Origin of the sequence: Cellulomonas sp. SG140, assembly GCF_025770785.1 — a bacterium.
GTDB lineage: Bacteria > Actinomycetota > Actinomycetes > Actinomycetales > Cellulomonadaceae > Cellulomonas.
This window is the reverse complement of record NZ_JANZLA010000013.1, coordinates 1-18,756: the sequence shown is the minus strand read 5'-3', so window position 1 is coordinate 18,756 and position 18,756 is coordinate 1. Positions and strand designations below refer to the sequence as shown.

Here is an 18,756-nt window from a genome sequence, read left to right as displayed (position 1 = left end):
CCGCTCGCACGGCCCTCGGGTCGCCACGGGCGGGGCCGAGCATCGCAGCGGTCCGGGCCACGCCCGGCGCGGTGCACCGGCTGGCGCCAGGGGCACCGACCGACCGGTCGGGGCCGACAACCGAGCCGCGGTGCGCCCGTCCTGGACGGGCCCCGCACGAGTGCGCGCGCCCTGTGCGAGCGCCGGAAGGACCGTGCCATGGCCGTCGTGACCATGCGCCAGCTGCTGGAGAGCGGTGTCCACTTCGGGCACCAGACCCGCCGCTGGAACCCCAAGATGAAGCGCTTCATCTTCACCGAGCGCAACGGCATCTACATCGTCGACCTGCAGCAGTCGCTGACCTTCATCGACAGCGCGTACGACTTCGTCAGCCAGACCGTCGCGCACGGTGGCACCGTGCTGTTCGTCGGCACCAAGAAGCAGGCGCAGGAGCCCGTCGCCGAGCAGGCCGCCCGCGTGGGCATGCCCTACGTCAACCAGCGCTGGCTGGGCGGCATGCTGACCAACTTCTCCACGGTGCACAAGCGCCTGCAGCGCCTCAAGGAGCTCGAGCAGATCGACTTCGACGACGTCGCGGCCTCCGGCCTGACGAAGAAGGAGCTGCTCGTCCTGCGTCGCGAGAAGGACAAGCTCTCCAAGACCCTCGGCGGCATCCGCGACATGGCCAAGGTGCCGTCCGCGGTGTGGATCGTGGACACCAACAAGGAGCACCTCGCCGTCGACGAGGCCCGCAAGCTGGGCATCCCGGTCGTCGCGATCCTGGACACCAACTGCGACCCCGACCAGGTCGACTACCCGATCCCGGGCAACGACGACGCGATCCGTGCCGTCCAGCTGCTGACCCGCGTGATCGCCGACGCGGTCGCCGACGGTCTGCTCAAGCGTCACTCCGGCGCGCCTGCTGCCGCCGAGGGCGCCGGCACCGTCGAGCCCGAGCCGCTGGCCGAGTGGGAGCGCGAGCTGCTCGCCGGTGCCGAGGCCGACCTGGCCGCCGCCGACGTGACGCCGGCCGCTCAGCCCGAGGTCGCCGAGGCCGTCGAGGAGGTCGCCGAGCAGGTCGCGGAGACCCCGGCCGCCGAGGCCCCCGAGGCCGAGGCGCCCGCCGCCGACGAGCCCGGCACGGACGCGCCGGCCGAGGCCTGAGCACCCACCACGAGCAACGAGGACAGGAACCACTGATGGCGAACTACTCGGTCGCTGACATCAAGGCGCTCCGCGAGAAGACGGGCGCCGGCATGCTCGACGTCAAGAAGGCGCTCGACGAGGCGGACGGCGACTCGGAGAAGGCGCTGGAGATCATCCGCGTCAAGGGCCTGAAGGGCATCGGCAAGCGTGAGGGTCGCTCGGCCTCCGACGGCCTGGTGACCGCGTGGGTCGGCCCGACGGCCGACGGCGAGGGTCAGAGCGCGGTGCTGCTCGAGGTCAACTCGGAGACGGACTTCGTCGCCAAGAACCAGACCTTCATCTCCTTCGCGGACCGCGTGCTCGCGGCGGCGGTCGCCTCCGGCGCCCGTGACGCCGACGCGCTGCTCGCCGCCGACTCGGACGGCGTCCCGGTGCAGTCCGTGGTCGACGACATCGCGGCGACCATCGGCGAGAAGATCGTCGTCCGGCGGCTCGCCCGCCTGGCCGGCGAGCACGTCGAGGTCTACCTGCACAAGGTCAACAAGGACCTTCCCCCGCAGGTCGGCGTGCTGGTCGCCACGGACGCGGCCGGCGCCTCCGTCGCCCGCGACATCGCGACGCACATCGCGGCGTACTCGCCGACCTACCTCACCCGTGAGGACGTCCCCGCGGACGTCGTCGCGAGCGAGCGGCACATCGCCGAGGAGACGGCGCGTGGCGAGGGCAAGCCCGAGGCTGCCCTGCCGAAGATCGTCGAGGGCCGCCTCGTCGGCTTCTTCAAGGAGAACGTCCTGGTGGACCAGGCGTTCGCGCGCGACGCCAAGAAGTCCGTCGGCCAGGTCCTCGCCGAGGTCGGTGGCACGGTCACCGGCTTCGCGCGGTTCCGCGTCGGCGCCTGAGCACCACCGTGCCGGTGACCGGTGCCCTTCGGGGCCCGGTCACCGGCACGTCAGCATCACCCCGCCGCACCCGGGCGGACCGGCCACCAGTGGAGGACATGTGAGCCCGCAGGGCAAGGATCGCTCCGACAAGTGGACCCGGCGGGTGCTGCTCAAGCTCTCCGGAGAGTCGTTCGGCGGCGGGAGCGTCGGCCTCGCTGCGGACGTGGTGCGGCGCATCGCGGACGAGATCGCGGCGGCGGTGCGCAACGGCGTCCAGGTGGCGATCGTCGTCGGCGGCGGCAACTTCTTCCGCGGGGCCGAGCTGGCGCAGAACGGCATGGACCGGGCGCGTGCTGACTACATGGGCATGCTCGGCACCGTGATGAACTGCCTGGCCCTGCAGGACTTCCTGGAGCAGGCCGGCGTCAGCACCCGGGTGCAGACCGCCATCACGATGGGCCAGGTCGCCGAGCCGTATATCCCGCTGCGGGCGATCCGGCACCTCGAGAAGGGCCGAGTCGTGATCTTCGGCGCCGGTGCGGGCATGCCGTTCTTCTCCACGGACACGGTGGCGGTGCAGCGGGCGCTCGAGACGCACTGTCAGGAGGTGCTGATGGGCAAGAACGGCGTGGACGGCGTCTACAGCGCCGACCCGCGTCGCGACCCGTCGGCCCGCAAGCTCGACCACCTGACCTACACCGAGGCGCTGGTCCAGGGCCTCGAGGTGATGGACGCCACGGCTCTGTCCCTGTGCCGTGACAACGACGTCCGCATGGTCGTGTTCGGCCTCGAGGAGCGCGGGAACGTCACCCGCGCACTCGACGGTGAGAGGATCGGCACGCTCGTCACGACGAGCTGACCTCCCAGCCCACGACCCCGTCCCCACCCGCATCGCAGCACGAAGGAGCTCGGCGTGATCGACGAGACCCTCCTCGAGGCCGAGGAGAAGATGGACAAGGCGATCGAGGTCGCGAAGGACGACTTCTCGTCGATCCGCACCGGCCGTGCGAACGCGGCGATGTTCTCCAAGATCCTGGTCGACTACTACGGGAGCCCGACGCCGCTGCAGCAGCTCGCGTCGTTCAACGTGCCCGAGGCGCGCACGATGCTGATCTCGCCGTTCGACAAGTCCTCGATGCACGCGATCGAGAAGGCCATCCGCGACTCCGACCTCGGCGTGAACCCGACCGACGACGGCGGCGTGATCCGCGTGGTGCTGCCGGCGCTGACCGCCGAGCGCCGCAAGGACTTCGTCAAGCTCGCGAAGACCAAGGCCGAGGACGCCCGCGTCTCGGTGCGCAGCGTGCGCCGGCACGCCAAGGAAGAGCTCGACCGGATCGCCCGTGACGGCGAGGCCGGGGAGGACGAGGTCGCCCGCGCCGAGAAGGAGCTCGAGGCCCTCACCCGCAAGCACGTCGAGCTGATCGACCACCTGCTCGCGGCCAAGGAGAGCGAGCTGCTCGAGGTCTGATGTCGCAGCTCGCCGCCCCCCGCACCCCGACGCCGGGCCGCGACCTGCCGGTCGCGGTCGCGGTGGGTCTCGGCCTGCTCGGCGTGGTGGTCGCCTCCCTGTTCATCCGCAAGGAGGCCTTCGGCGTCCTCGCGGTGATCCTGGTCTGCGGGGCGATGTGGGAGCTCGCGCGCGCCTTCACCCGCCGTGACGTGCACCTGCCGCTGGTCCCGCTGATCGTGGGCTCGATCGGGATCCTCGTGTCGGCGTACACGGCAGGTCCGGAGGCCCTGATCGTGGCGTTCGTCCTCACCGTCGGCGGTGCCGTGGTGTGGCGCGTGCTCGACGGCTCCGGCCGGCCGGCGCTGCGCGACTCCACGGCAGCGGCCTTCGCGGCGGCGTACCTGCCGTTCCTCGCCGGCTTCGCGATGCTGATGCTCGCCCAGCCGGACGGGCCGGCCCGCACGCTCGTGTTCGTCCTGCTCGCAGTGGCGAGCGACGTCGGTGGCTACTCCGTCGGCGTGCTGCTGGGACGGCACCCGCTCGCGCCGAGCGTCAGCCCGAAGAAGAGCTGGGAGGGGCTGGCCGGATCGGTGGTGCTGGCCTGCGTGGTCGGGGTGGTCGGCGTGCAGGTGGCCTTCGGTGCGCAGCCCTACGTCGGGGTGCTGCTGGGCCTGGCGACGGTGTGCACCGCCACGCTCGGTGACCTGTCGGAGTCGATGCTGAAGCGGGACCTCGAGCTGAAGGACATGGGCAGCCTGCTGCCCGGCCACGGCGGCCTTCTCGACCGGCTCGACTCGTTGCTGCTGACGGCGCCGGCGGTGTACCTGGTGCTCGCCGTGCTGGTGCCGGCCCGATGACCGGCACCCCGGTCCGGCTGGACCTCTCCTCGCCGTCCCGCGGTCCCCGGGGCAAGCCGCCGCGTCACTTCGTCGACCTGACGCCGTCGGAGCGCGCAGCGGCCGTGCAGGCGCTCGGACAGCCGGCGTTCCGGGCCCGGCAGCTCGCGACGCACTACTTCACGCACCTCACCGTGGACCCGGAGGCGATGACCGACCTTCCGGCCGCGGCTCGGGACACGCTCGCCGCCGACCTGTTCCCACCGCTGCTGACGCCGGCGCGCACGCTGACCGCCGACCGCGGGACCACCGTCAAGACGCTGTGGCACCTGTTCGACGGCGCCCGCGTCGAGTCGGTGCTGATGCGGTACCCCGACCGTGCCACGCTGTGCGTCTCCAGCCAGGCCGGGTGCGGTCTGGCGTGCGCCTTCTGCGCCACCGGTCAGCTGGGCCTCACCCGGAACCTGTCGACGGCCGAGATCGTCGAGCAGGTGCGGCGCGCGGCCCGCTCCCTCGCGGACGGCGAGGTGGCGGGCGGCGCCACGCGGCTGAGCAACGTCGTCTTCATGGGCATGGGGGAGCCGCTGGCGAACTACCGCTCGGTGCTCGCCACCGTCCGGCTGCTGGTGGCCGCACCGCCCGAGGGGCTGGGCCTGTCTGCGCGGAACGTCACGGTGTCGACCGTCGGCCTCGTCCCGGCGATGGACCGGCTGGCCGACGAGGGCATCCCGGTGACGCTGGCCCTGTCGCTGCACGCCCCGGACGACGAGCTGCGCAGCGAGCTCGTCCCGGTGAACACCCGGTGGAGCGTCGACGAGGCGATCGACAGCGCGCGCCGGTACTTCGACAAGACCGGTCGTCGGGTGTCCATCGAGTACGCGCTGATCCGCGACGTGAACGACCACGCCTGGCGCGCTGACCTGCTCGGGGAGAAGCTCGCCGCGCGTGGACAGGGGTGGGTGCACTGCAACCCGATCCCGCTCAACCCGGTGCCGGGCTCCCGGTGGACGGCGAGCGACCCCGCGGTGGAGGCGGAGTTCGTCGCGCGGCTGCGCGCGCACGGCATCCCGACGACGGTGCGGGACACCCGCGGCAGCGAGATCGACGGTGCGTGCGGTCAGCTGGCGGCGGTCGAGGACGAGGCGGCCTTTGCGCCGGCGAGCGAGGAGGAGCGGTGAGCGACGGGATGTTCCGCACGGTCTCCAGCGTGCGGCGCGGGTACGACCCGGACGAGGTCGACGAGTTCTTCTCGCACGCGCGGTCGATGTACGAGCAGGGGCCCGCGGGGGGACTGTCCGGCAAGGACGTCCGCCGGGTCTCGTTCTCGATGATCCGCGGCGGGTACGTGACCGCGGCGGTCGACGCCGCCCTGGACCGCCTGGAGGCGGCGTTCGTGGCGCGGTCCCGTGCCGACTTCGTCGCCCAGCGAGGGCAGGAGGCGTGGCTGGCGCACCTCGGCGAGCAGGCGCGCACGCTGTACGGCCGGCTGGGCCGTCCCGACGGTGACCGCTTCGCGCCGCCGGAGGGCCGTCAGCCGGGGTACGAGCCGGCCGACGTCGACGAGCTCTGCCACCGGCTGGTCGCCTACTTCGACACGGGTGCGCCGCTCACCGCGGCGGAGGTGCGCAACGCCACCTTCCGTTCCCGCAGCGGCAAGAACGGGTACGACGAGGCCTCGGTCGACGCGTTCTTCGGTCGCGCCGTCGAGGTGCTGCTCGGCGTCGAGTGAGCACGGCGTCGGACGAGCGCAGTGCCGTGACGGGGAGCCCGCGCCGCTCGGTGGTGCTGCTGGGTTCCACCGGCTCGATCGGCACCCAGGCGCTGGACGTGATCGACCGGTTCCCCGAGCGGTTCGAGGTGGCGGGTCTCTCCGCGGCCGGCGGGAACGTCGAGCTGCTCGTGGCGCAGGTGCGTGCCCATCGCGTCCCGGTGGTGGCCGTGGCCGACGAGGCGGCCGGTGCGGCGGTCCGCGAGCGTCTCGAAGGGACCGGCACCCACGTGCTGACCGGCGCCGACGCCGCGGCGCGCGTCGCCGCGGAAGGAGCCGACGTGGTGCTCAACGGCATCACCGGCTCGGTCGGTCTCGGCCCGACGCTGGCGGCGCTCGGCGCGGGCAGCACGCTGGCGCTGGCGAACAAGGAGTCCCTGGTGGTGGGCGGGCCCCTGGTCCGCGCGGCGCAGCGTCGGGCCGACCAGCTGGTCCCGGTCGACTCGGAGCACTCGGCGATCGCCCAGGCGCTGCGGTCCGGCACCCACGCCGAGGTCCGCCGGCTGGTGCTGACAGCCTCGGGCGGCCCGTTCCGGGGGACCACGCTCGACGAGCGCAAGGCCGCCACCGCGGCGCAGGCGCTGGCGCACCCGACGTGGTCGATGGGGCCCGTGGTCACGATCAACTCCGCGACGATGGTGAACAAGGGCCTCGAGCTGATCGAGGCGCACCTCCTGTTCGACGTGCCTGCGCAGGACATCACCGTGGTGGTGCACCCGCAGTCGGTCGTGCACTCCATGGTCGAGTTCGTGGACGGCTCGACCGTCGCCCAGGCGTCGCCGCCGGACATGCGCCTGCCGATCGCCCTCGGCCTGTCCTGGCCCGAGCGGCTCGACGGCGTGGTGCCCGCGTGCGACTGGTCCAGCCCGACGGCGTGGACCTTCGAGCCCCTGGACGAGGACGCGTTCCCCGCCGTGCGGCTCGCCCGTGCCGCCCTGGCTGCCTCGGCGACGCACCCCGCGGTCTACAACGCGGCGAACGAGGAGTGCGTCGCCGCGTTCCTGGCCGGCCGCATCGGGTTCCTCGACATCGTCGCGACGGTGCGCCGCGTGCTCGACGAGCACGCGGGCACGCCGACGGACGGCATCGACCTGCCGACCGTGCTCGCCGCAGAGCGGTGGGCTCGCGTGCGTGCGCGACAGCTGCTCGACGAGCGGTGACCGACACGGCGCGCACCTGACGAGGGCTCGAGCCGGTCAGCGTCCGCCGCTGCGGCGCTCTGTCAGCGCCTCCGCCTCGTCGGCGAGGCGAGCCGCCCAGCCGGCCGCCGTCACCTCGGCGCTGCGCACGAGGCCGCGCGTCCAGCGCGGGGACCGGTGCCCCACCCACGGCAGGCGGACCAGGGGCGAGTCCGCGCCCGTGACCAGGTCGGCCAGCGTCCGGCCGGCGAGGTTGGCGGCGGCGACCCCGTCGTCCCCGTAGCCGCCTGCCCAGGCGAGTCCGGACTCCGGGTCGAGCCCCACCGACGGATGACCGTCGCGCGGGACGCCCACGGGCCCGCCCCAACGGTGCGTCACCGCGACACCGTCGGCCGCCGGGAACAGGCTGCGCAGACCGCGCTCGAACCGCTGCCACGAAGCGTCCAGGCGCTCCGGCACCTCGTCGAGAGGCCGGACCGCCCCTCCTGCCGCCCGCCCACCCAGCACCAGCCGGCCGTCCGTGGTTCTGCCGCCGCGGAGCGCCAGGTGTGCGACGTCCTCGAAGGTCCCACCGGGTCGGAGGCCGATCCGGTCCCAGACCTGCTGGTCCAGCGGCTCGGTGGCCACCAGCTGCGTGCGCACCGGCGCGACGTCGGGGGCGGAGCGGGGCAGCTGCGCCGACCAGGCCTCGACGGCACGCACCACCCACCGCGCGCGCACCGTGCCGTGGAGCGTCACCACAGCTCGCGGTGAGACGCGCACGGCGCGGGTCTGCTCGACGAGCCTCGCGCCGCGCGAGACGACGAGGTCGGCGAGCTGACGCACCAGCGCGGCCGGTTGGAGGAAGGCGCAGTCCGGCGTGTAGGCCCCGCCCAGCACGCCGTCGGCCACCAGGTGGGCGGCGACCTCCTCGGGCCCCAGCAGCTCGAGCTCGTCGCCCCAGGCCGCCGCCTCCGCGGCGCGCGCCCGCAGCCGCGCGAGCTGCGCGCCGTTGCGCGCCAGGCTCACGGTCCCCGCGTAGGTGAAGTCGCACGTGAGGTGCTCCGCTGCGGCAACGCCCCCGACCTCGACCACCGCGTCCCGCATGGCGGCGCGGAGGTCGCGCGCGGCCACCGCACCGTGCAGGCGGGCCAGGTCCGCGGCGGAGACGCCGAGGCGTGCCGAGCACCAGCCGCTGCTGCGCCCGCTCGCCCCGGCTCCGGCGACGTCCTGGTCGAGGACGAGCACGTCGAGGCCGGGTTCGGCCTCCTGGAGGTAGTACGCGGTCCACAGGCCCGTCAGGCCGGCACCGACGACGGCGACGTCGGCCGTCGTGTCGCCGTCGAGCGGCGGCCTCGGCACCCCCTCGTGCGGGTTCGCCACGAGCAGCTGGTCCCACCACAGCGAACGGTGCGGGGACGCCATGCCGCGATCGTCGCACAGGAGGTGCGCACCGGCCGGTCGCGCTCCCGTGCGGCGGCTGCGTGGGCGGGCCGCTGTCGTGGGGACGTCGTCTGGCGCCTTCCCAGCCCGTTTCGAGCCAGGTCCTAGGCAGGCAGCGGACAATGGTTGCGGCCGGCGGCTGCCGGCGCAGCACGGGACGGCCCGGAACGGGCGGAAGGTCGGTCGCGGCTCATGGCCTATGTGGTGGCGGTGCTCATCGTCGTCGTCGTCCTGCTGGCGTCGATCGGCCTGCACGAGCTGGGCCACATGATCCCCGCCAAGCGGTTCGGCGTGCGGGTCAGCCAGTACATGGTCGGCTTCGGCCCGACGCTGTGGTCCCGCACGCGCGGCGAGACGGAGTACGGCCTCAAGGCGATCCCGCTCGGCGGCTACGTACGGCTGGTCGGCATGTACCCGACCGCCGCTGCGGTGGAGGCGAAGGAGCCGCGGACGTGGGCGGGTCGGCTCGCCGCCGACGCCCGCGACGCCAGCGCCGAGGAGATCCACCCGGGGGAGGACCACCGTGCCTTCTACCGGCTGTCCACGCCGAAGAAGCTCGTGGTGATGATGGGCGGTCCGGTGATGAACCTGCTCATCGCCGTGGTGCTGCTCGGCATCGCCTACGTCGGCATCGGCATTCCCGGCACCACCACCACGGTGGCCGAGGTCTCGCAGTGCGCGCTCCCCGCGAGCTCCACCGCATCGACGTGCCAGGCCGGCGATCCGGCGGCTCCGGCGGCGGCGGCCGGTCTGAAGCCGGGTGACCACGTCGTCTCGTACGACGGCACGGCGGTCACGTCCTGGACGCAGCTGACGGCGCTGATCAGGGCCTCCGGCGGGCAGACGGTGCCGATGGTGGTGCAGCGCGCCGGCTCGCCGGTCACCTTGACCGTCACCCCGATCCTCACGGACCGCCCGGTGCTGGACGCCCACGGCAACGTGGTGACCAACGCCGACGGCACGGCGAAGACCCAGAAGGCCGGCTTCCTCGGCGCCACGCCCACCACGGCCACGCAGCGGATGTCCGTGCTGAGCCTGCCGGGCCAGGTGGCCGACCGGACCTGGCAGACGATGAAGATCGTGGTCGCCCTGCCGCAGCGCACCGCCCAGGTGGTCAGCGAGACGGTCAACGGCCAGCCCCGTGACTCGAGCAGCGTCGTCGGCATCGTCGGCGTCGGCCGGCTGGCCGGGGAGATCGCCTCGGACAAGGCCGCGGGCGTCGATCTCGGCCTGCGGGCCGTCGGGCTGCTCGAGATGCTCGCCGCCCTGAACATCAGCCTGTTCGTGTTCAACCTCATACCGCTGCCGCCGCTCGACGGCGGCCACGTCGCCGCCGCCCTCTGGGAGGGCGCGAAGCGGCAGGTGGCGCGGCTGCGCGGGCTGGCCCGGCCGCGCCCGTTCGACTCGGCGCGCCTGGTCCCGCTCGCCTACGGGATGTTCGTGGTGCTCGGCGGCATGGGGCTGGTGCTCGTCTGGGCGGACCTGGTCAACCCGGTCCGGCTCGGCTGAGTGGGATGATGAGGCAGTGAGCCCCGCCATCAACCTCGGCATGCCTGCGTCTCCGGCGCCCGTCCTCGCGCCGCGGCGACCCACCCGCAAGATCCGCGTCGGCAAGGTCGAGGTCGGTGGCGACGCGCCGATCAGCGTCCAGTCGATGACCACGACGCCCACCACCGACATCAACGCGACCCTGCAGCAGATTGCCGCCCTGACCGCTGCCGGCTGCGACATCGTCCGCGTGGCCGTCCCGAGCCAGGACGACGCCGACGCGCTGCCCGCGATCGCGCACAAGTCGCAGATCCCGGTGATCGCCGACATCCACTTCCAGCCCAAGTACGTGTTCGCCGCGATCGACGCCGGCTGCGCCGCCGTCCGGGTCAACCCCGGCAACATCCGCAAGTTCGACGACCAGGTCCGCGAGATCGCCAAGGCCGCGACCGACGCCGGGGTCTCGCTGCGCATCGGTGTCAACGCCGGCTCCCTGGACCCGCGGCTGCTCCAGAAGTACGGCTCGGCCACGCCGGAGGCGCTCGTCGAGTCGGCCGTCTGGGAGGCGTCGCTCTTCGAGGAGCACGACTTCCACGACTTCAAGATCTCGGTGAAGCACCACGACCCCGTCGTGATGGTGCGCGCCTACGAGCTGCTGTCCGAGCGGGGGGACTGGCCCCTGCACCTCGGGGTGACCGAGGCCGGTCCGGCCTTCCAGGGGACCATCAAGTCCGCCACCGCGTTCGGCGCGCTCCTCAGCAAGGGCATCGGCGACACGATCCGCGTCTCCCTGTCGGCCCCGCCGGTCGAGGAGGTCAAGGTCGGCATCCAGATCCTGCAGTCGCTCAACCTGCGGCCGCGCAAGCTGGAGATCGTCTCGTGCCCGTCCTGCGGCCGGGCCCAGGTGGACGTGTACTCGCTCGCCGAGCGGGTCACCGCCGGGCTGGAGGGCATGGAGGTCCCGCTGCGGGTCGCAGTCATGGGGTGCGTCGTCAACGGCCCGGGTGAGGCGCGCGAGGCGGACCTCGGTGTGGCGTCGGGCAACGGCAAGGGCCAGATCTTCGTCCGCGGTGAGGTGATCAAGACGGTCCCGGAGTCGAAGATCGTCGAGACGCTCATCGAGGAGGCCATGCGCCTGGCCGAGACGATGGACCCGGTCGAGACGGGCTCCGGCACCCCCACCGTCAGCGTCGGCTGAGACCAGCGGTCCACCGCCACGCCGGCCGGTCCGGCCGAGCGCGCCCGTCCCGTCGGTACGGCACAATCACCGCATGACAGCCCTGCGGGCCGCCGTGCTCGACGGTCGCACCGGCGCTGCCGTCCTCACCGACGAGGACGTCACCGGCGCGCTGGGGCTGTGCGCCCTCGACCCCGTGGGCACCGTGCTGGCGACGACCCGGCTGGACCACGCCCGCACCTCCGGCCTCCGGTCGGCGGGCGGGGAGCTGTGGGGGTACGCCGAGGCCGGTGAGCTGGTCGCGGCCTGCTGGGTGGGGGCGAACCTGGTGCCGATCCTGCCGGGTCTGGCGGGTCCCGTGCGGGACCGGGCGCTCGACGCGTTCGCCAAGCTCGGTGCGTACCGGGGCCGACGCTGCTCGTCCTTGGTGGGTCCCCGGGACGACGTGCTGGACCTGTGGCGGCGGCTGGACGGCGTGTGGCCCGCCGCCCGGGACGTGCGGCCCGACCAGCCGTCGATGGTGATCGACTCGGACCCACCGCTCGCCCCGGACCCGCTGGTGCGCCGGTCGCGGCCGGAGGAGCTCGACGCCGTGCTGCCCGCGTGCGTCGCGATGTTCACCGAGGAGGTCGGCTACTCGCCCCTCGCCGGCTCCGGAGGGTTCTACGAGGCACGCGTCCGGTCGCTGATCACCCAGCAACGCTCCTTCGTCCGGATCGAGGACGGTTCCGTGGTGTTCAAGGCGGAGGTCGCGGCGGTCGCGGGGGGCGTGGCTCAGGTCCAGGGGGTCTGGGTCCGGCCGGACCGACGTGGTGAGGGGCTGTCCGAGGGCGGCATGGCAGCCGTCGTGCAGGCGACGCGCGACGAGATCGCGCCGCTGGTGTCGTTGTACGCGAACGCGCACAACGTGCGGGCGGTCGCGGCGTACCGCGCGGTCGGCTTCCGGCAGGTCGGCACGTACGCCACGGTGCTGTTCTAGCGCAGCAGCCGCGACAGCCGGCGGTCGGCCAGCGGCTTGCCACCCGTCTGGCACGTGGGGCAGTACTGCAGCGAGGAGTCCGCGAAGGACACCTCGTGGACCGTGTCGCCGCACGGCTCGCCGTTCCAGCCGGGGCACGGCAGCCCGGTGCGTCCGTGCACGCGCATCGACCGGCGCTTGGAGTCCTTGAGCTCGGCGGCGGGTTTGCCGGCGGCGGCCACCACGGCCTCCGTCAGGACCCGCCGGACCGCGTCGTAGAGCACCCGGGTGCGTTCTGCGTCGAACGACCTCGTCGGGGCGAACGGGCTGGTGCGGGCGGCGTGCAGGATCTCGTCGGAGTACGCGTTCCCGATGCCGGCGATCGTGCCCTGGTCGCGCAGCAGTCCCTTGATCTGCTGGTTGCGCGCCGCCATCAGCTCGGCGAGCCGCTCGGGGGTGAACTCGTCGGACAGCGGTTCGACGCCGAGCGTGGCGATCTGCGGGATCTCCGCCACGTCCTCGACCACGTGCACCGCGAGCCGTTTGCGCGTGCCCGCCTCGGTCAGGTCGAACCCGGACCCGTCGTCCAGGCGGAGCCGGAGCGCGATGGGGGACCGGCCTGGTCGCACGGGGGTGGTCGACAGCTGTTCCGACCAGCGCACCCAACCGGCGCGGGACAGGTGCCACACCAGGTGCAGCGGCTCACCGGCCGGGGTCGCGGCGAGGAGGTCCAGCCACTTGCCGTGGCGCAGCACGTCGACGACGGCTTCCCCGACCAGCGCGTCCGGAGGCGGCGAGAACGTCTTCAACGCGCTGATCGCCCCCACCTCCACCGCCGTGACGGTGCGACCCACGGCCCGCCCGCGCAGGAACTGCGCGAGCGCCTCGACCTCCGGCAGCTCAGGCACGGGCCCATCGTGTCGCATGGCGCCCACGTCGTCGCGTGCGGCCGGCAACGTTGCGCTCACGCCGGCCGTGCGGGACCTGCGTGCCGGAGCGCCGGTGCCGGGCAACTAGCCTTGCGCCCATGCTCTTGCGCCTGTCCAGCCTGTTCGTCCGCACGCTTCGCGAGGACCCGGTCGATGCCGAGGTCGCGAGCCACAAGCTCCTGGTCCGCGCCGGGTACATCCGGCGCGCCGCACCGGGCATCTACACGTGGCTCCCGCTCGGCCTGCGCGTGCTGGCGAAGGTCGAGGGCGTGGTGCGCGAGGAGATGGTCGCCGCCGGCGCCCAGGAGGTGCACTTCCCGGCGCTGCTGCCCAAGGAGCCGTACGAGGCGACGGGGCGGTGGACCGAGTACGGGCCGAACATCTTCCGGCTGAAGGACCGCAAGGGCGGCGACTACCTGCTCGCGCCGACGCACGAGGAGATGTTCACGCTCCTGGTGAAGGACCTGTACTCGTCGTACAAGGACCTGCCGCTCACGCTGTTCCAGATCCAGACGAAGTACCGCGACGAGGCCCGGCCCCGCGCCGGCCTGATCCGCGGGCGCGAGTTCATCATGAAGGACGCGTACACCTTCGACCTCGACGACGACGGTCTGGCGGCGTCGTACCAGGCGCAGCGCGACGCGTACGTGCGCATCTTCGACCGGCTCGGCCTCGAGCACGTCATCGTCGCCGCCACCTCCGGGGCGATGGGCGGCTCGCGGTCCGAGGAGTTCCTCACCCCGACGGCGATCGGGGAGGACACCTTCGTCCGGTCCCCGGGTGGCTACGCCGCCAACGTCGAGGCCGTCACCACCGTCGTGCCGCCGTCGCTGCCCTGGGACGACGCACCTGCACCGCACGTCGAGGACACGCCCGACACGGCGACGATCGACTCGTTGGTCACGCTCGCGAACGACCGGTTCCCCCGTCCGGACCGGCCGTGGACGGCTGCCGACACGCTGAAGAACGTCGTGTTCGCGCTGGTGCACCCCGGCGGGGAGCGCGAGCTGCTCGTCGTCGGGCTGCCCGGCGACCGTGACGTGGACGCCAAGCGGCTCGAGGCGTCGGTCGCCCCTGCCGAGGTCGAGGCCGCCGGTGACGCCGACTTCGCCGCGCACCCCGAGCTGGTGCGCGGCTACATCGGTCCCGCCGTGATGGGTCCGAACGCCCCTGTCGGCCCGGACGGCGAGCGCACGGCGGTCCGCTACCTGCTCGACCCGCGGGTGGTGCCGGGCACCAGGTGGATCACCGGCGCCAACGAGGCGGGTCGGCACGTGTTCGACCTGGTCGCAGGACGCGACTTCACCGCCGACGGCACGATCGAGGCCGCCGAGGTGCGCGCCGGCGACCCGGCGCCGGACGGCTCCGGACCGCTCGAGCTCGCGCGCGGCATCGAGATCGGCCACATCTTCGCGCTGGGCCGCAAGTACGCCCAGGCGCTGGGCCTGACGGTGCTCGACCAGAACGGCAAGGCCCAGGTGGTCACCATGGGGTCGTACGGCATCGGCGTCAGCCGCGTGCTCGCGGCCCTCGCGGAGGCGAACCACGACGAGCGGGGCCTGGCGTGGCCGGCGGCCGTGGCGCCGGCGCACGTGCACGTGGTGGCGACCGGCAAGGACCAGGCGGTGTTCGAGGCGGCCGAAGCGCTGGCCGGGACGCTGGCAGCCCGTGGCGTCGAGGTGCTGTACGACGACCGGCCGAAGGTGTCGCCGGGCGTGAAGTTCGCCGACGCCGAGCTGCTCGGCGTGCCGCTCGTGGTCGTGGTCGGACGCGGCCTGGCCGAGGGCGTGGTGGAGGTCCGTCCGCGCGTCGGGGGCGAGGCGCGGCAGGTGCCGGTGGCGACCGCTGCCGACGTGGTCGCCGAGCTCGTGGACGGCCTGCTCGCCGACTGACCGAGGCCCCCGCGACGGCGCGTCGCGGGGGGAGTCAGCGGGTGGGTGCGGCGGACGGTGCCGTCGACGGCGTGGCAGACGGCGTCGGCAGCACGAGCCCCGGGAGCGGGTCGGGCGGGCCGCCCCAGGCGACCACCGCGTCGGCGGCGGTGCGGAGGTCGTCGATCAGGGCGCCACGCTGGCCGGCGGGGGCGGCGGCCACCACGGCGGCGTCGGCGCGGGCGACCGCCTGTTCCAGGGTCCGGGCCAGGCCCGTGGCCGTCGCGGCGTCACGCAGACCGGTGGGCAGCGCGTACGCCGCGCGCCGCGGGTCCCGTGCGGTCGCCGCGGTCCCGGCGCGCACCGCCCAGGCCTCCGCGGCCGCTCGGTGGGCACGCGCGGCCGCGAGCGCCCGGGCGCGCGCCGCGCCCTCGAGCTTCGCCGCGACCACCTCCAGCCCGTAGCCGGCCTGGTCGTGGACGACCGTCAGGGCGTCGAGGTCGGCCGGGCTGAGGCCGGACGCCGAGGACGTGGTCGGCGACGGGATCGCGGTCGGCGAGGACGGGCTCTGCGTCGGGGCCGCCGTCGGTGTCGCGGTACCTGCCTTGGGCGTCACGGCGGGCGCAGGCAGCCCCAGCGCCGTCGCGAGGCGGCTGGCCAGCTGGGCCCGAGAGGTCCCGATCGCGGCGAGCAGCCGAGCCATCCCGCCGTCCGGCACGGACTCGGCGGTGCCCAGGGCGTCGGCCGCCGACGAGGCGAGCACCGCGAGCACGTCCGCCGGGGTGCTGGGCGGTGCCGTGGGCGTCGGCGTGGCGGTGGCCGACCCGCTGGGGTGCAGGCCCGAGGAGTACACGCCGCCGAGCTCGGCCGCGTGGCGCGTGCTGAACGCGACGACGTCGTCCAGCACGGGGGCCACGGCGGGGGCGGTCCCGGCCGTCGTGCCACGTGCCGCGCGCGCGGTCTGCTCCAGCGCCAGCGCGTCGTCCACCGCTCGGGAACGCAGCAGCTCGGCCGCCGACCGCGTCGGCTCGGTGGCGGCAGGCGTCGCGAGCCGCAGCTCGCAGCCGCCGAGTCCCAGGCCGAGCGCCACGCTCAGGGCGAGGGCAACGGCCGCGTGGCTGCGTCGGAGGACTGGGGCGCTCATCGCGGGCGATCCTCCCACGGCCCTCGACCGGCGACCGGCGGCACGCGCGGACTCGTTAGGCTGGTCCGGCACGTCGCCAGGTCAGGTCCTCGGCGAGCTCCTGTGGGGCACGTGCAGGTGAGCGGAGGCGGAGATGGCGGCGGCGACCCCGGAGCGGGTGCGGCAGCTCGTCGCACCTGCCGTCGAGCGGACCGGTCTGGTGCTGGAGGACGTCGCCGTGGTCGGCACCGGTCCGCGCACCGTTGTCCGGGTGACCGTCGACCTGACCGAGGACGACGCGGCGGAGCTCGACCTGGACCGGGTCGCGCAGGTGCACCAGGCCGTGTCCGAGGCGCTCGACGAGGCCGACGTCCCGTCCGGTCCGTACACGCTGGAGGTGTCCAGCCCCGGCGTGGCCCGTCCGCTGACCCAGCGCCGGCACTACGTGCGAGCGGTCGGGCGCTCGGTGCGCCTGCGGCTCGACGACGGGTCGGAGGTGGTGGGTCGGCTCGACCGGGTCGACGGGCCGGCGGACGACGCGGTGGCGGTCGTCGTGCCGGTGACCTCGCCCGGCAAGGGACGTCGGCCCGTCGAGGGTCCGCCGCAGCGGGTGCCGCTGCACCGGGTGGTCGACGGCAGGGTCGAGGTGGACCTGAAGGGTCTCGGCCCGGTCGACGAGCCCGAGCCGGACGGCGAGGACGTGGCAGGCACCGGTACGGGGGACGACGAGCGAGGGGAGGCGTGACGTGGACATCGACATGCAGGCGCTGCGACTGATCGAGCGCGAGAGGGACATCAGCCTGGACGTGCTGGTCGAGGCGATCGAGCAGGCGCTGCTCTCCGCGTACCACCGGACGCCGGGTGCGTACCCACGGGCCCGGGTGGAGCTCGACCGCCAGACCGGGCACGTGACGGTGTGGGCGCGGGAGCCGCTGCCGGCACCCGACGTCCCGCCGGTCGAGGGTGAGGACGAGGCCGTCCCGGCGCCGGTGGAGCTCGGACCGGAGTTCGACCACACCCCGGCCGGCTTCGGGCGGATCGCGACGTCGACCGCGAGGCAGGTGATCGTGCAGCGCCTGCGCGACGCCGAGGACGACGCGGTGCTCGGCACCTTTCGCGGCAAGGAGGGCGAGGTGCTCGGCGGCGTGATCCAGCAGGGCCGCGACCCCCGCACGGTGCTGGTCGACATCGGCGGCACCGAGGCGGTGCTGCCCGCGCACGAGCAGGTGCCCACCGAGCAGTACGTGCACGGCGAACGCATCCGTGGGTACGTGCTCGAGGTGGCCCGCGGCAACCGCGGCCCGCAGGTGACCCTGTCTCGCACGCACCCCGGACTGGTCCGCAAGCTGTTCGCCCTCGAGGTGCCCGAGGTGGCCGACGGGACCGTGGAGATCACCGCGATCGCCCGCGAGGCCGGTCACCGGACCAAGATGGCCGTCCGCGCCACCGTCCCGGGGGTCAACGCCAAGGGGGCGTGCATCGGCCCGCTCGGCGGACGCGTGCGCGCCGTGATGGCGGAGCTGCACGGCGAGAAGATCGACATCGTCGACCACTCGGACGACCCGGCGGAGATGGTGGCCAACGCCCTGTCGCCGGCCCGGGTCCTCTCGGTCACGGTCGTCGACCCCGTCGCCCGGGCCGCCCGGGTCGTCGTGCCCGACTACCAGCTGTCGCTCGCGATCGGCAAGGAGGGGCAGAACGCGCGGCTCGCGGCGAAGCTGACGGGCTGGCGCATCGACATCCGCTCCGACGCGGAACCCGCCGCGGGTGCCACAGCAGGACAGCCGGGTGCGGCCGACGAACGCTGACGAGAGCGCGCCGCCCGGCGGCGTGTCGTCCCGACCGGCCGCCGACCAGGCGGTCCGGGGTAGACTTGCCAGGCCTGGGCGGCGCGCCCGGCGTCCCTCGTCCTCCGGTGCGGGCTCTGGCCCGCTCCGGACGTGCGTCGGCTGCCGTGCGACAGCCCCCCGGTACGCCCTGCTGAGGGTGGTCGCGAGCACCACCGGGACCGGAACGCCGGTCCTCGTGGTGGACACCGGCCGCCGGATGCCGGGAAGGGGTGCGTGGCTGCACCCCGATCCGCACTGTCTTGAGCTCGCCGAACGTCGGCGCGCGTTCGGGCGGGCCCTGCGAGTGCCGGGTCTGCTGGACGTCACCGTCGTCCGCCGTCATCTCGAGGGGTCGGAGCAGGACCCCACCGGGCCGGTCCCGGAGGGGTAGCCACCGTCGATGAGGAAAGCGGGTCAGGAAGCCGATGGCTGCCCGATGAGCGCGCACCGATGAGTGCCCAGCTATGAGTGCCCAGCACTAACGACGGTCCGACCTGTCCGGGGCGGACCGAGACAGGAGAGATGTGCCCAAGGTCCGCGTCTACGAGCTCGCGAAGGAGCTCGGGGTCGACAGCAAGACCATCATGACCAAGCTCAACGAGCTGGGGGAGTTCGTCAGGTCCCCCTCCTCGACCATCGAGCCCCCCGTCGTGCGCAAGCTGCGCGACACGTACCCCGCGGCGAGCAGCGCTGCGCCGGCGGCTCCGGCCCGTCCGGCCGCGCGTCCCGCCGCGCCCGCCGCCCCGGCCCCGGCCGC

Annotated in this window: 19 protein-coding genes; 16 read left to right on the top strand and 3 right to left on the bottom strand. The window is 73.8% G+C overall.

The window, feature by feature from the left end:
* Positions 1–198 precede the first annotated feature (198 nt).
* The 8 genes from rpsB to dxr all read left to right on the top strand — a co-directional run bounded on the left by rpsB (position 199) and on the right by dxr (position 7,223).
* Positions 199–1,143, top strand: coding sequence for a 30S ribosomal protein S2 (gene rpsB, locus N0B34_RS17400; protein ID WP_263732544.1), 945 nt, complete (start codon positions 199–201; stop codon positions 1,141–1,143).
* Between the two features lie 35 nt (positions 1,144–1,178).
* Positions 1,179–2,024 (top strand): translation elongation factor Ts, encoded by an 846-nt coding sequence (gene tsf / locus N0B34_RS17395; RefSeq protein ID WP_263732543.1) that lies wholly within the window; start codon positions 1,179–1,181, stop codon positions 2,022–2,024.
* A 100-nt stretch (positions 2,025–2,124) separates the two neighbouring features.
* The gene (gene pyrH, locus N0B34_RS17390) at positions 2,125–2,865 is read left to right on the top strand and encodes a UMP kinase (protein WP_263732542.1); all 741 of its coding nucleotides are present in this window, start codon (positions 2,125–2,127) and stop codon (positions 2,863–2,865) included.
* Between the two features lie 54 nt (positions 2,866–2,919).
* Positions 2,920–3,477, top strand: coding sequence for a ribosome recycling factor (gene frr / locus N0B34_RS17385; protein WP_263732541.1), 558 nt, complete (start codon positions 2,920–2,922; stop codon positions 3,475–3,477).
* Positions 3,477–4,316 (top strand): phosphatidate cytidylyltransferase, encoded by an 840-nt coding sequence (locus N0B34_RS17380; protein WP_263732540.1) that lies wholly within the window; start codon positions 3,477–3,479, stop codon positions 4,314–4,316. Before frr ends, N0B34_RS17380 begins: the two co-directional genes overlap by 1 nt.
* Entirely contained in the window at positions 4,313–5,473 is a 1,161-nt protein-coding gene (gene rlmN / locus N0B34_RS17375) for a 23S rRNA (adenine(2503)-C(2))-methyltransferase RlmN (protein WP_263732539.1), read from the top strand. The genes N0B34_RS17380 and rlmN overlap by 4 nt, the downstream gene beginning before the upstream one ends.
* Positions 5,470–6,024 carry a DivIVA domain-containing protein gene (locus tag N0B34_RS17370; protein ID WP_263732538.1) on the top strand — a complete coding sequence of 185 codons (555 nt, stop codon included), beginning with the start codon at positions 5,470–5,472 and terminating at the stop codon, positions 6,022–6,024. Before rlmN ends, N0B34_RS17370 begins: the two co-directional genes overlap by 4 nt.
* A 26-nt stretch (positions 6,025–6,050) precedes the next feature.
* Positions 6,051–7,223 carry a 1-deoxy-D-xylulose-5-phosphate reductoisomerase gene (dxr, locus tag N0B34_RS17365; RefSeq protein ID WP_263732537.1) on the top strand — a complete coding sequence of 391 codons (1,173 nt, stop codon included), beginning with the start codon at positions 6,051–6,053 and terminating at the stop codon, positions 7,221–7,223.
* Between the two features lie 36 nt (positions 7,224–7,259).
* On the opposite strand, the gene N0B34_RS17360 is transcribed toward dxr, so the two are convergent.
* Positions 7,260–8,606, bottom strand: a complete 1,347-nt coding sequence (locus N0B34_RS17360; RefSeq protein WP_263732536.1) for an NAD(P)/FAD-dependent oxidoreductase — start codon at positions 8,604–8,606, stop codon at positions 7,260–7,262.
* A 210-nt stretch (positions 8,607–8,816) separates the two neighbouring features.
* Here N0B34_RS17360 and N0B34_RS17355 point away from each other — a divergent pair, with 210 nt between their 5' ends.
* From N0B34_RS17355 to N0B34_RS17345, 3 genes are all read left to right on the top strand, one after another.
* A complete protein-coding gene (locus N0B34_RS17355) occupies positions 8,817–10,133 on the top strand; it encodes a M50 family metallopeptidase (RefSeq protein WP_263732535.1) in 1,317 nt (438 codons plus the stop codon).
* 40 nt (positions 10,134–10,173) lie between these two features.
* A complete protein-coding gene (ispG, locus tag N0B34_RS17350) occupies positions 10,174–11,310 on the top strand; it encodes a flavodoxin-dependent (E)-4-hydroxy-3-methylbut-2-enyl-diphosphate synthase (RefSeq protein WP_263732589.1) in 1,137 nt (378 codons plus the stop codon).
* Positions 11,311–11,383: 73 nt separating this feature from the next.
* Positions 11,384–12,268, top strand: coding sequence for a DUF4081 domain-containing GNAT family N-acetyltransferase (locus N0B34_RS17345; protein WP_263732534.1), 885 nt, complete (start codon positions 11,384–11,386; stop codon positions 12,266–12,268).
* Here N0B34_RS17345 and N0B34_RS17340 read toward each other — a convergent pair.
* Positions 12,265–13,155, bottom strand: coding sequence for an Fpg/Nei family DNA glycosylase (locus tag N0B34_RS17340; RefSeq protein WP_263732533.1), 891 nt, complete (start codon positions 13,153–13,155; stop codon positions 12,265–12,267). The two genes, N0B34_RS17345 and N0B34_RS17340, sit on opposite strands and share 4 nt — an antisense overlap.
* Before the next feature lie 119 nt (positions 13,156–13,274).
* Between N0B34_RS17340 and N0B34_RS17335 the strand changes: the two genes are divergently transcribed.
* Positions 13,275–15,068 carry a proline--tRNA ligase gene (locus tag N0B34_RS17335; protein WP_263732532.1) on the top strand — a complete coding sequence of 598 codons (1,794 nt, stop codon included), beginning with the start codon at positions 13,275–13,277 and terminating at the stop codon, positions 15,066–15,068.
* A 34-nt stretch (positions 15,069–15,102) separates the two neighbouring features.
* On the opposite strand, the gene N0B34_RS17330 is transcribed toward N0B34_RS17335, so the two are convergent.
* Complete coding sequence (locus N0B34_RS17330) at positions 15,103–16,191, bottom strand: DUF4439 domain-containing protein (RefSeq protein ID WP_263732531.1); 1,089 nt, start codon at positions 16,189–16,191, stop codon at positions 15,103–15,105.
* Between the two features lie 133 nt (positions 16,192–16,324).
* Here N0B34_RS17330 and rimP point away from each other — a divergent pair, with 133 nt between their 5' ends.
* From rimP to N0B34_RS17310, 4 genes are all read left to right on the top strand, one after another.
* The gene (gene rimP / locus N0B34_RS17325) at positions 16,325–16,915 is read left to right on the top strand and encodes a ribosome maturation factor RimP (RefSeq protein WP_263732530.1); all 591 of its coding nucleotides are present in this window, start codon (positions 16,325–16,327) and stop codon (positions 16,913–16,915) included.
* Position 16,916: 1 nt separating this feature from the next.
* Positions 16,917–17,978, top strand: coding sequence for a transcription termination factor NusA (nusA, locus tag N0B34_RS17320; RefSeq protein ID WP_263732529.1), 1,062 nt, complete (start codon positions 16,917–16,919; stop codon positions 17,976–17,978).
* Positions 17,938–18,390 (top strand): YlxR family protein, encoded by a 453-nt coding sequence (locus N0B34_RS17315; RefSeq protein WP_318530002.1) that lies wholly within the window; start codon positions 17,938–17,940, stop codon positions 18,388–18,390. The genes nusA and N0B34_RS17315 overlap by 41 nt, the downstream gene beginning before the upstream one ends.
* 133 nt (positions 18,391–18,523) lie before the next feature.
* Positions 18,524–18,756 (top strand): translation initiation factor IF-2 N-terminal domain-containing protein (locus N0B34_RS17310; RefSeq protein ID WP_263732528.1); only part of this gene is annotated, 233 nt, incomplete at its 3' end.